General features: G+C 39.3%; 11 protein-coding genes and 1 CRISPR repeat array. All 11 genes read left to right on the forward strand.

Annotation, left to right across the window (positions count from 1 at the left end; all coding sequences use genetic code 11):
• The first annotated feature begins 118 nt into the window (after positions 1 to 118).
• The 11 genes from ACQRBJ_RS15040 (at position 119) to cas2 (ending at position 10683) form a co-directional block, all read left to right on the forward strand.
• On the forward strand, positions 119 to 1402 hold the full coding sequence (locus tag ACQRBJ_RS15040) for a glycoside hydrolase 5 family protein (RefSeq protein ID WP_445304110.1): 1284 nt from the start codon (positions 119 to 121) through the stop codon (positions 1400 to 1402).
• A 353-nt stretch (positions 1403 to 1755) separates the two neighbouring features.
• Entirely contained in the window at positions 1756 to 2739 is a 984-nt protein-coding gene (locus tag ACQRBJ_RS15045) for a helix-turn-helix domain-containing protein (protein ID WP_445304111.1), read from the forward strand.
• Positions 2740 to 2815: 76 nt separating this feature from the next.
• Positions 2816 to 2986: a hypothetical protein gene (locus ACQRBJ_RS15050; protein WP_445304112.1), complete on the forward strand. Its 171-nt coding sequence runs from the start codon at positions 2816 to 2818 to the stop codon at positions 2984 to 2986.
• A 42-nt stretch (positions 2987 to 3028) separates the two neighbouring features.
• Positions 3029 to 3691, forward strand: a complete 663-nt coding sequence (gene cas6, locus ACQRBJ_RS15055) for a CRISPR-associated endoribonuclease Cas6 (RefSeq protein WP_445304113.1) — start codon at positions 3029 to 3031, stop codon at positions 3689 to 3691.
• 18 nt (positions 3692 to 3709) lie between these two features.
• Positions 3710 to 4264, forward strand: a complete 555-nt coding sequence (locus ACQRBJ_RS15060) for a hypothetical protein (protein ID WP_445304114.1) — start codon at positions 3710 to 3712, stop codon at positions 4262 to 4264.
• Positions 4265 to 4277: 13 nt separating this feature from the next.
• Positions 4278 to 6419, forward strand: coding sequence for a CRISPR-associated helicase Cas3' (gene cas3, locus ACQRBJ_RS15065; RefSeq protein ID WP_445304115.1), 2142 nt, complete (start codon positions 4278 to 4280; stop codon positions 6417 to 6419).
• Positions 6420 to 6422: 3 nt separating this feature from the next.
• On the forward strand, positions 6423 to 7739 hold the full coding sequence (locus tag ACQRBJ_RS15070; RefSeq protein WP_445304116.1) for a hypothetical protein: 1317 nt from the start codon (positions 6423 to 6425) through the stop codon (positions 7737 to 7739).
• Positions 7740 to 7761: 22 nt separating this feature from the next.
• Positions 7762 to 8829: a CRISPR-associated protein Cas7 gene (locus ACQRBJ_RS15075; protein ID WP_445304117.1), complete on the forward strand. Its 1068-nt coding sequence runs from the start codon at positions 7762 to 7764 to the stop codon at positions 8827 to 8829.
• 54 nt (positions 8830 to 8883) lie between these two features.
• Complete coding sequence (gene cas4, locus ACQRBJ_RS15080; RefSeq protein WP_445304118.1) at positions 8884 to 9402, forward strand: CRISPR-associated protein Cas4; 519 nt, start codon at positions 8884 to 8886, stop codon at positions 9400 to 9402.
• Positions 9399 to 10418 carry a type I-B CRISPR-associated endonuclease Cas1b gene (gene cas1b / locus ACQRBJ_RS15085; protein ID WP_445304119.1) on the forward strand — a complete coding sequence of 340 codons (1020 nt, stop codon included), beginning with the start codon at positions 9399 to 9401 and terminating at the stop codon, positions 10416 to 10418. The genes cas4 and cas1b overlap by 4 nt, the downstream gene beginning before the upstream one ends.
• Position 10419: 1 nt before the next feature.
• The gene (cas2, locus tag ACQRBJ_RS15090; RefSeq protein ID WP_118119984.1) at positions 10420 to 10683 is read left to right on the forward strand and encodes a CRISPR-associated endonuclease Cas2; all 264 of its coding nucleotides are present in this window, start codon (positions 10420 to 10422) and stop codon (positions 10681 to 10683) included.
• Between the two features lie 213 nt (positions 10684 to 10896).
• Positions 10897 to 11980: a CRISPR direct-repeat array (repeat unit 30 nt; unit sequence GTTCTAATCGTACCTTTATGGAATTGAAAT).
• Positions 11981 to 12001: the final 21 nt, after the last annotated feature.

The following is a 12001-nucleotide window of genomic DNA, read 5'->3' on the forward strand; positions in this document are numbered from 1 at the left end:
TTTATAAGGATTTGTATGTAGAATGGGCAAGAAAGTATCATATTTTCTTGCCCATATTTATTATCTTTGCACCCGATATTTACATAAACTTCAAACTTAATCATAAACAGAATCATAGATGAAGAAATTATTTGTTTTATTGGCGATGGCATTGGCTACATGCAATCTCTTAGCAAAGTCAGACTTCGTACAGGTAAAGGACGGACATTTCGTTCGTGATGGTAAACCTTATTATTATGTAGGCACCAACTTCTGGTATGGTGCTATCCTGGGCTCAGAGGGACAGGGCGGCAACCGGGAACGACTCTGCCGTGAACTTGACAAGATGAAGGAGATGGGCATCGACAACCTGCGCATCCTGGTGGGTTCCGATGGCAAGCGTGGAGTGAAGACCAAGGTGGAACCTACCTTGCAGGAAGCACCGGGCGTTTATAATGATACCATACTTGCCGGTCTCGATTATCTCCTGATGGAGATGGGCAAACGCAAGATGGTGGCTGTGCTCTATCTCAACAATTCCTGGGAATGGAGCGGCGGTTACGGCTATTATCTGGAGCAGGCAGGTTTAGGCAAGGCGCCACGTCCTGATGAGGATGGCTATTCGGCATTCATGAATTTCGTGGCTCAGTATGCTTCCTGTGATAAGGCTCACCAGCTCTTCTATGATTACGTGCGTTTCATTCTTACTAGAACCAATAGATATACAAAGAAAAAATATAAGGACGATCCAGCCATCATGTCATGGCAGATAGGCAATGAGCCTCGTGCCTTCAGCAAGGAGCAGTTGCCTGCATTCGAGAAATGGCTGGGCGAGACAAGCAAGCTGATCCGTTCACTCGATAAGAACCATCTTATCTCCATCGGAAGTGAAGGCAAGTGGGGTTGTGAAAACGAGTTGGATTGCTGGGAGCGCATTTGTGCCGACCGTAATGTGGATTATTGCAATATCCATTTGTGGCCTTACAACTGGAGTTGGGCAAGAAAGGATCATTTGCTGGAAGATTTAGGCGTATCTTGCAAAAACACAAAGGAGTATATCGATGAGCATCTTGCTGTTTGCGGTCGCATCCGTAAGCCGTTGGTGATGGAAGAGTTCGGTTATCCTCGTGACGGTTTCTCCTTCTCTCCTTCTTCTACTACAGAAGGTCGTGATGGTTATTATAAGTATGTCTTCAGTCTTGTTGGCGACAATGCCGCCTCTGGTGGTTATTTTGCCGGTTGCAACTTCTGGGGCTGGGGTGGTTTTGCCCAGCCGAAGCACGAGCAGTGGCAGGTGGGAGATGATTATACCGGCGATCCAGCCCAGGAAGCCCAAGGTCTCAATTCCGTCTTCTCTACAGATAAATCCACGCTTGATGTAATTAAGACACAGGTTGATAGAATGAAGAAGATAGGAAAGTAGTTTTTATTTCGTCTGCAGCCGCCTTAAGCCTTGAAGGGATAAATTCGTTTGCAGTCCGCCTTACGCCCTGAACCAACGGTCACCGGCGCGAAGCGGAAATGTATAGGGCAGAAGCTCATAGCCCAGGGCATTCGCCCTGGGTTTTGTGTTTGTAATACCCCTGCGCCCTGTAAGGGTAAAAGCTTTAAAACCACATCTTTTTCTTAATATAATAATGTGTAATTCCATTTTCTCCTTAAATCTTCTAGTTCTTCCTGTATCCAAGTGCTTTTTAATGTTAAAACTTTATATTATTTGGTGACAATATTAGGTATTCTTATTATATTTGTCAACAAATTAAAGAACTAACAAATATGACTAATGACTCATTTTCAATAAGATTGCGAGAAGCGCGCCTGATGATGGGGCTCAGCATGGATAAACTCGTAGAGCGTACCAACGGAGCCATCACCAAGCAGAGCATCTCCCGTTATGAGAAAGGCATCATGCGCCCTAAGCGTGATGCCCTGCAAGCCATAGCCAAAGCCCTCAATATCAGCGAGGAATATTTCGAAGGAACCAATCTCAAGATAGATGTTCCGATGCTCCGCACCACCTCCAATGGTAAGTTATCCGAAGACGAGTTGCAAGCCCTGGAAGCCAAACTCTCTTTTTGGGCAGAGCAGTATCTAGCCAAGGAGAAAGAAGCGGGTTTTCCTACTCAATTCAAAAATCCGATAAAAGGCACCAGGGTATTAACGCTGGAAGATGCCATCCAGGCATCTAGCCTTCTTCGTGAAAAATGGCATTGCGGTGATGGTCCCATCGCCAGCATCCTGAGACTCTTGGAAAGAAAAGGCATCATGATACTTGCAGCTACTCTCCCAGAGTATGTCTTCGGAATGAGTACCTGGGCAGATAAGAAGCATCCGCTGATGATTCTCGATTTCAATCCAGAAAAGAGTAGTGTGGAGAAACTTCGTTTCACGGCAGCTCATGAGTTGGCTCATCTGCTTCTCCTCTTCCCGGAAGATAGTCCGCTGAGGCTGGAGAAGCGTTGTGATCTCTTTGCCAGTTTCTTTCTTCTTCCCAAGTTGACGCTTATTGAAGAGTTGGGTTCCAGGAAGCGAGAGTTGATAACGCTGGAAGAGATGATAGACATCAAGGAGCTATATGGCGCCTCTCTCGCCGCTTCCATCATTGCCGCCAGAGATTACGGCATTATCACTACCGAGTATAAACGGGCATGGTATGCCGAGCATATAGAGCCTAATCCACGAGAAAACGGTAATGGTCACTATGTATTTCCTGAGACATTGGGAAGGGAGAAGAGAGTCAATTCGATAGTAGATTCGTGAATGTTGAATGTCGGTGTAAATGTCAGCATTTGATGATATTTAAAATAGGAAATACTAATTCTTAACAGTATTAGATATGAAGGAAAAAAATAATGAGCAAATTTTCTTCGATATGTTCGAAGAGGTTGCAACCGAAAGCATCGCTGAGGCTCGGAATGTATACACCTATGAAGAAATTGATGGGTGCTATCAGGAGGCGAAAGAGATTGCTGATAAGGTAAGGAACCATCTGAGAGAAATTTTATGATAAGCAAAAAATATATTTATAAAACGAACATTTTTTTAAAATATGAGAATTCTTTTAAAAACTTCACCGAATACTACACCAGTTCCTTTTGATTATCAACAGAAACTGGTTGGTACTATTCATAAATGGATTGGAAACAATTCTATTCATGATACGATTTCATTGTATTCTTTCTCTTGGTTAAATGGAGGAAGAAAAGTGGAGGATGCACTTCAGTTTTCACAGGGTGCAACGATGTTTATTAGCTTTTATGATGAAAGTATCATTAAGGTTATCATCAGAACAATTCTTGAAGATCCTGAGATGTTTTGTGGTATGTTTGTAACTGACATAACTATTGGTGCTGAACCTCAATTTTCAGAGCGGGATTTGTATTATTGTGCTAGTCCGATTTTTATAAAGAGAAAATTGGATGATGGAAGCATTAAACAGTATAATTTCAATCATGCACAGGCAAACCAATATCTTAAGGAAACTCTTTTGTCGAAGATGAAAGAGGCTGGATTGGAAGAGGATGAAACGTTAGATATCTGTTTTGATCTTTCTTACTCCAAAAAGAAGTTGAAGTTGGTTCGTTATCATGGTATTGGCAATAAGGCAAGTCTTTGCCCGGTTGTCATCAAAGGTAAGCCTGAGACGAAACAATTTATATGGAATGTTGGCATTGGCAATTGTACGGGTATCGGATTTGGAGCAATTTACTAATTATTAAAGGATTTGATTATGTATGTCGTAACATATAAAGGGCAGTTTGGTTTCATTAAACCATGGACCGCAGTTCGTGATGGAGAAACATTCAGTCAGCAGTTTCTTACACCTTCAATAATAGAAGGCATAGAGAAAAAACTGTTTCCTGAACTATTGGACGTTCCAGGAATTCATAAAATTTTGAGGCACAAATTGAAGTATGATTCCCTGGATTCTCAACAGGAAGTGATACAGCCAAGAGATTGGGAGTATAAAAACAGAACATTCATTAGAAATCGTTCTGTATTGAAGCGTTCTGTTCTTTTGCATCCGGTTTTATGTATTGCTTTTGAAAACGAAGAAGATGCTATTATTGCATCGAAGCAACATGTATGTGTATGTAGAAATGAAGATATACTCTTGCCAGAATTAGAAATCAGAGTGATGGAAGAAGAACAATTCAATCAATTACCTGGTTTTGAATTGCGCTTTGGAAATTCAGAGCAGTCTTTCTTGGTTGGCTATAATCGTTTTAACGATAATCAACCAATGGTTGGCTGGATAGAGTATAATGGTCAATCTTTACTTTAAACGATGTAACTATATGAATATTCATCAAGAAATATTAGCTAAAAGCGAGCAGAATGGACATGTTTGTTTGTATCAGCATCTTAAGAATGTTGCTGATACCGCCCGTGTAATGGCTAAACATTTAGGATTTGATGAACAGATTGCGGTAGAAGGAGCTTTATTGCATGACATCGGAAAGGTAAGTCCAGTGTTCCAGCAATCGCTGATTTCCCCAAACAAGAAGAAGCCTGGTTCTGTTTTTCGCCATGAAATAGCTTCCTTGTTCTTTCTATCGTTGATATGTCGGGAACATAGAGAGGCTGTGATAGATATGATTGTAGCTCATCATAAATCTATGTATAAAGATGTTCGGAATTTGGGCATTTTAGATTTAGATGATACATCAGATTGCTTCAAGGAACATTCAAAGTTATTCCCGGAATGGAGTTATATAGCCATTGATATTCTTGAAAGCCTTGGCATGGAAACCCATGAGATATCTTTGGAAGAGGCAAAAGAAAATTACGAATATGTCATAGACTATTGTGATGGTAGAAAAAAGGGATGTTCTGAATGGAGAGGGTTGTTGATGGCGGCAGATCACATGGCTTCTGCTATGGAGACTGCATTTGAAATGCCGCTTGATAAACTCTTCATCAAACCTGATTTGTCTTTTTACAATAGGCAAAGTGAACTCTATCCTTTATCATTGATTTCTTCGGATAGTAAGAAGATGCATACGTTGGTAACGGCTCCAACTGGAGCTGGAAAAACTGATTTTTTGTTGAGGCGTTGTCGTGGAAGAGTTTTCTATACACTGCCTTTTCAAGCATCAATTAATGCTATGTATGATAGAATAAGGAATGATTTGAGTAAAACTAATGCTCAAGTTCATCTTCTACATGCAGCCTCTAATCTGAAAGTGAAAGACGGTAAGATAGAGGAAAGTATCATGCAGCGTCATGTTGGTGCATCAGTGAAGGTCCTTACTCCACACCAGATGGCCTCTGTAGTTTTTGGAATCAAAGGATATGAGGCTATGGCTATGGATTTAAAAGGTTGTGATGTGATTCTCGATGAGATACACACCTATTCTGATGTTATGCAGTCTATAGTTCTACGCATTATAGAAATTCTTGTTGCGCTGGAGTGTAGGGTACATGTTGGTACGGCAACAATGCCGACAGTATTGTATCAGAGGATACTTCAACTATTGGGTGGAGCTGATGCAGTTTATGAGGTAAAGTTGGATTCTCTGACGCTTCAATCATTTGACAGGCATCAAATCTACAAGCTCGATGATAAAAAAGAATCTTATGGTGTGATAGCCTCAGCAATCGAAAGCAATTCTAAAGTTCTCATAGTATGTAATCAAGTAAAAAGAGCACAGAAACTATATGAGTTTATTGAGAAATTATATCCGGATGTGAAGAAGATGCTTGTGCATAGCAGGTACAAACGAAGCGACAGGGCTAAATTGGAAACAAAGTTGCGTGAAGACTTCAATCAATTAGAAAACGTTCCATGCATCGTAGTTTCCACTCAAGTAGTAGAGGTCAGTCTTGATATCAGCTTTGATATAATGATTACTGAGTGTGCTCCAATTGATGCTCTTACACAGCGTTTTGGACGAATTAATCGCAAGCGTACAAGAGATACCATAGGACACTACAAGCCGATATATGTCATAGCACCATCTGAAGATGATAAAGAAGCTCTTCCTTATAGTCTGGATGTTCTGAAAGATACTTTCAGGGTCCTGCCAGACAGTGGTGACATCATGGAGGAATGTCATGTTCAGGAAATGATAGATAAGGTATATCCAAAGATTGACTTTCAGAATATAGACTTTACTGGAGTGGCGTTCTTGGAAGGAAAATGGGTGTTAAAGGCACTTTGTCATCATCCGAAATCAGCGTTACTGGAAACGCTTGACATCAATTCTGCTGTTTGTATTACAGAAGAAGATAAAGACAGATACTTATGTGCCAATGGATTGGAAAGAATTGAAATGGAAATACCTGTAAGCTATCATTCCATTGCACATAGAAATCTTGATCAGCTCAATAAGGGGTCGCATCCTTTTGTCATTCCGAACAAAGGATATGATGAAGAAAAGGGATTGTTACCCGATTTGTGTAAAATAGAATATTATCAATCGTTTGAAATACTATAAAATATGATAACATCAAATATTGGAAAGATATTCCTGGATGCTTACAATGAAAAATATGGCACCAGCTATGATGCCAGAACTTTCTTTTTGGAGCAGTTCTATCCCTTGTTTTTTGATCAAAACAAGTATATGATGACTGCAGGCAATTCGCCTTTGGAAAACCCAAAGTTAAGTTGGGATGATATGATAAAGGGGAAAAAGCCTTTTGAAACTCCTGAACAGAGAAAGATCCGCTTCGAAAAATTGATTAAGAAAATCGAAGAAAGTGAAGCTGATGCTAGCATTGCACGAGGTTATGCTTCTTTAGATGTTACCGCAACAACATCTGGTCAAGTAACAGATTTGAAGTTGCCTAATTCTCAGGAAGAAATCTATGCATCGTGGATTGGAGATGCTCTTGGTATTGGTGTTCAGGGAGGTTTTTCGATTCTTTTTAGCAACAAAGAGATCTTACTTGATATTTTTGAAGGTTGGAAGCTCTATCGTACGAGTCTTAATGAGACAACCATGCTGAAAGGAAATCAGATTAATACTTGGAATGGTCAATGGCTGTCCCATTATTATGATCCAAGAGAATATGATGCAGATATGCCTTTGGCGGGATATAGTCCTTACAATACGAATAAGGATGGAATCATCAATATTGATACCCAAACATGGACAAAGATTCTCATTGGTATTTCTAAAAAATATAGAAATGCTCAAATTTTGGGCTACATCTATAGCATAGGACAGACAAATGCTACAATTGGTTTTATACCATTTAATTTGAACCAAATACGCCGTCCAATTCATCTTTATGAAAAGATATTTGGGATGAGCAATGGTAAAAATGCAGAGTCTTTATGGGGAACTGCAATTGGATTTAAAACGGCTTGTACTTATGGAGCTGTAGGTATTAAAGCCATGGAGCCTAAAGGGCTTAGAGATTATGTATATTCAAAAGGAGATAAAGTGCCGAAACAGCCGAAAACTCCTAAAAATGAAGACGAACAAATTAATTTTAACGTATATAAAATTTGGATATTAGCTATGTTGAATAATGATGAATTATGGGAGAAATCCCAAGAGTTGGCTGAGTTGTTGAACGAAGCCTCTAGTGATAAAGATAAGTCTATCAGTACCAAACGTAAAAATTTGGTTGAGACAATGCTCAATGCAACTAATAAGAAACAGTTCATAGCAGCTGCTGCAGAGGTTGTTTCATTCATTGGTAAGATAGATGAGTTTAAAGGAATCGTGAAGGAGATTCATGGTATGCCAACAGACAATGTACCATACTTCTTAACACTTTTGCGTTTCCAGTATAAGACATTATAATAACAATTAAAAATACAAGATTATGAAAGAGAATTCTTTTATTTATTTGCGAGGTTTCAAGCATGCTGCGTTCACAGTATTCTGTGTAGAAGATGGTCAGAAATCTTATTATGACCCACAGTTCAACGTAAGAGTTCCATTTGCTAGTGGTCAACAGGTTAAGCGTTCTATCCTGGAGCAGCTTAACGATGTTTTAGGTGTTCAACCTTCTCCTACCGAGTTCTTTTTTGATGTAGATAAGAAAGGTGCGCTTAAAGAAGGTGAGGTCCTTTCGTCTTGTGATCCACATTATGTTGACCAGCTTTTAGGTGGCTGGATGAGAACTCCAAAGGGTGGAAAAGAGAAAGCAGTAAAGCGTAGAAGTCCATTTAGTATTTCTGCGATGACCCCTTTGCATCCACTTTTGGCTGCAGTTTCTAAGGAGAACATTTCATTCGATCGTTCTGATAAGCCAAACGTGCATAAAGTTGTTGTGCGTGATGCAAATGGAAATCGTTTGACAGATGAACAGGTTAGTGACTTTTTAGAGGGTAGCGATAGAAGTTTGTATCGCAAATGGATTCCAGACAATAGTCGTGCTACAGGTCTCTTTGTATATGATGTAGCTATTGATTTACGACGTTTGTTCTGCGTTTCAACTAATCAGTTGGAACCAGAGATTACATCAGATATGGTAGAAAAGTTGAAAGAAGATGGATGGAAGGTAATCACTACTTCTTTTGGTGAATGCTTGTTGATGCCGAAAGAGCAGCGTGAGCAGATTATTCCAGCTATAGCCGATGCTCTGATTGATTGGCATATCACATCCAATCAGGCAAGAACATTCAGTTTGATGGAGACTTTAGCCATTGCTATTAGTGATAATGCTAATACTTTAGCTGCAGCTATTCGTGCCAAACTTGTTGAGGATGGAGAATCTAAACCACAGGCAAAGCCTATCGTTGACGAAAATGCTGGTGCCAAGACATTTATAACTCTTCCATGTGCAAGTTATGTCATGACTGAGACGGAAAGCGCAGATGCTTTGGCTAAGGCTAAACAGGAGTTGGTTGATAGAATGATGGCGTTTGATTACGAGAATCAGATTTAATGTAAATAAAGAGGCTCCTGGTTTTTACTTGGAGCCTCCTATTGGCTTTTCTCTATGGTCATAACAGGTACTCATTTCAACTATTACCAGCTTTGCCATCGCAAACTATGGCTGTTTGCCAATGGTATCAACATGGAACAAGAGTCTGACTTGGTCTATGAAGGAAAGCTGGTGCATGAATCAAGTTATCCACAACGTATATCAAAGTATGAGGAAGTGGAGATTGATGGTATCAAAGTGGATTATTATGATGCCAGGAATAAGGTCATCCATGAGATAAAGAAATCTAATAAGGTGGATAAAGCTCATGAATGGCAACTGAAATATTACATGTATGTTTTCGAGCAACATGGAATTGATGGCGTGAAGGGCATCTTAGAATATCCTCTTTTGAGAAAGACAAAAGAAGTAATCTTGACAGATGTCGATAGAGATGACATTCAGGTTATATCTAAAGACATCATTCAGATAATCTCTCAAGATGTTTGCCCGTCTAAAGTCAAGAAAGGCATCTGTAAGAATTGTAGTTATTTCGATTTTTGTTATATAAACGAGTTGGAGGAAGAAGAATGAAAAGAAGTTTTTATCTGTTCAATCCAGGCATTATGGAGAGAAGGGACAATACGTTGAAGTTCACGCCTGTTATCGTGAATGAAGATGATAATGAAGAAATCAAGCAGCAACCTCGATTTATTCCTATTGAGGATGTTGCGGAACTGTATGCCTTTGGAAGTCTCCGGGCAAATAGTGCTTTGTTCAACTTTCTGGGACAGAAAGGTATTCCTGTCCACTTCTTCGACTATTATGAGAACTATACCGGAAGCTTCATGCCAAGGGAAAGTCTTCTTTCTGGCAAGGCATTGTTGGCACAAACATCTGCGTACCAAAACAAGAAGAAAAGGGTAGAATTGGCGCGAAAATTCATTCAGGGAGCAGCTTGGAATATGGTTATGAACCTCAACTATTATAATCGCAGAGGAAAAGACCTGCAAGATATTATCGATACTATTAAAAGATTGAGTAATACTTTGCCAGATGCTAAGGCTGTAGATGAGATAATGGGAATTGAGGGAAATATCAGACAGGCATATTATGCTGCATTCGATATCATTCTCGATGATTTCAACATGGGATCAAGAACCAAGCAACCGCCAGAGAACGAGGTAAATGCTCTCATCTCTTTTGGTAATATGATGTGCTATACCGAAACTCTCCGAGCTGTTCATCAAACTCAGCTCAATCCAACGATAAGCTTTCTGCATACTCCAGGAGAAAGGCGTTTTTCGTTATGTCTGGATATATCCGAGATCTTCAAACCTATTATCGTGGATAGAGTCATCTTCAAGGTACTCAATAAGCATGCTTTAAGTACCAGTCATTTTGATAAGAAACTCAACAAATGTCTTTTGAACGAAAAGGGAAAGAAGATTTTTGTAAAGGCCATGGAAGAGCGTTATGATGAGACTTTCCGTCATCGTTCTTTAGGACGTAATGTAAGCTATAAGCATCTTATAAAGTTGGAATGCTATAAGCTACTGAAAGATATTTTAGGAATAGAAGAATATAAACCTTTTAAAATGTATTGGTGATATGTATGTGATTATAGTTTACGATGTAGGTGAGAAGCGAGTTGGCAAAATGCTGAAGCTTTGCCGCCAGTATTTGTGTTGGATTCAGAACTCAGTTTTGGAGGGAGAATTATCTGAAGCAAAACTTCGGGAATTACAAATGAAGATGAAAGCTATCATTGATGAATCCGAGGATAGTGTCATTGTTTTCACCAATAAAATGGGGTATAATATGAACAAACAGATTCTTGGAAAAGAAAGAATGACTACCGATAATTTCTTATAAAGAGTTGTCGATGTGGTTCTATTTTGCAGTTTTGAGTTCGGCAAAACCTCCGAAAGTGCTCTTTGACTTATTGAAACCTCCATAAATAGGCAGGTTGTCGTAAGACCGCAGAAAAAATATCTTTAGGCATCGACATTGTTCTGAAGATTTTTTTGTATCTTTGCACTCGCAAACCCATAGATTCTGCGGGCATCTACGCCTAAAATTCAACGGGTTCTAATCGTACCTTTATGGAATTGAAATTAATCTATAAACCTTTAAACGTTAGAAAATAAGTGAGTTCTAATCGTACCTTTATGGAATTGAAATTCATCAAGCGCTTCACCACCGATGATTGGAAGCCAGTTCTAATCGTACCTTTATGGAATTGAAATTTAACAAATACCTGCTTTTTTTCCTCCAATGTGCAAGTTCTAATCGTACCTTTATGGAATTGAAATTCGGTACTATTTCGGAACCTCGTCGAGGTAAAAGACGTTCTAATCGTACCTTTATGGAATTGAAATGAAGCGGACGATGTAGCCGCCCGTCCCTCTCCCTGAGCGTTCTAATCGTACCTTTATGGAATTGAAATGTCTTCTCCTTCTTTGAGTCTTTTCCGTCTTGCAGGTTCTAATCGTACCTTTATGGAATTGAAATGAGTAACAACAAACTCGTAGATTTCCAACTTTCTGGAAGTTCTAATCGTACCTTTATGGAATTGAAATTACATAATCTTTCGGGTAGCGACCTTCAAGGTCGTTGCGTTCTAATCGTACCTTTATGGAATTGAAATGAGTTTGACCGTTTGGGTCATCAGCCGCTTAATAGTTCTAATCGTACCTTTATGGAATTGAAATAGTTTGGTTCTGATGCAGCTGCTCGTGCCAGTCTGTTCTAATCGTACCTTTATGGAATTGAAATATCGTTTTGATATTGTGCTAATTTAAGATTAGCGGTTCTAATCGTACCTTTATGGAATTGAAATTAATCTATTTCTTTTTAACTTACTACCTCTACATACTGTTCTAATCGTACCTTTATGGAATTGAAATTTAGAAAGCTATCGTGATATGATTAATGAATATATCGGTTCTAATCGTACCTTTATGGAATTGAAATAGGCGCATCACGGTTAAGCGCAAATCTATGAAATAGTTCTAATCGTACCTTTATGGAATTGAAATTCTTGCGGCGAAGGAACTCCTTCTCCGTGATTATCTGGTTCTAATCGTACCTTTATGGAATTGAAATAATTACCTGCAAGGTTTTTGCTAGTTAGTCCCTAGTTCTAATCGTACCTTTATGGAATTGAAATGCACTCAAGATGAAGGGTAAT

Source organism: Prevotella sp. SGI.167 (assembly GCF_050313615.1).
GTDB lineage: Bacteria > Bacteroidota > Bacteroidia > Bacteroidales > Bacteroidaceae > Prevotella.

Bases quoted from the DNA above. Each gene is read 5' to 3' on its own strand.
- cas3 (WP_445304115.1), top strand. From the start codon at position 4,278: ATGAATATTCATCAAGAAATATTAGCTAAAAGCGAGCAGAATGGACAT.
- cas2 (WP_118119984.1), top strand. From the start codon at position 10,420: ATGTATGTGATTATAGTTTACGATGTAGGTGAGAAGCGAGTTGGCAAA.
- ACQRBJ_RS15050 (WP_445304112.1), top strand. From the start codon at position 2,816: ATGAAGGAAAAAAATAATGAGCAAATTTTCTTCGATATGTTCGAAGAG.
- cas1b (WP_445304119.1), top strand. From the start codon at position 9,399: ATGAAAAGAAGTTTTTATCTGTTCAATCCAGGCATTATGGAGAGAAGG.
- ACQRBJ_RS15045 (WP_445304111.1), top strand. From the start codon at position 1,756: ATGACTAATGACTCATTTTCAATAAGATTGCGAGAAGCGCGCCTGATG.
- cas6 (WP_445304113.1), top strand. From the start codon at position 3,029: ATGAGAATTCTTTTAAAAACTTCACCGAATACTACACCAGTTCCTTTT.
- ACQRBJ_RS15075 (WP_445304117.1), top strand. From the start codon at position 7,762: ATGAAAGAGAATTCTTTTATTTATTTGCGAGGTTTCAAGCATGCTGCG.
- ACQRBJ_RS15040 (WP_445304110.1), top strand. From the start codon at position 119: ATGAAGAAATTATTTGTTTTATTGGCGATGGCATTGGCTACATGCAAT.
- cas4 (WP_445304118.1), top strand. From the start codon at position 8,884: ATGGTCATAACAGGTACTCATTTCAACTATTACCAGCTTTGCCATCGC.
- ACQRBJ_RS15070 (WP_445304116.1), top strand. From the start codon at position 6,423: ATGATAACATCAAATATTGGAAAGATATTCCTGGATGCTTACAATGAA.
- ACQRBJ_RS15060 (WP_445304114.1), top strand. From the start codon at position 3,710: ATGTATGTCGTAACATATAAAGGGCAGTTTGGTTTCATTAAACCATGG.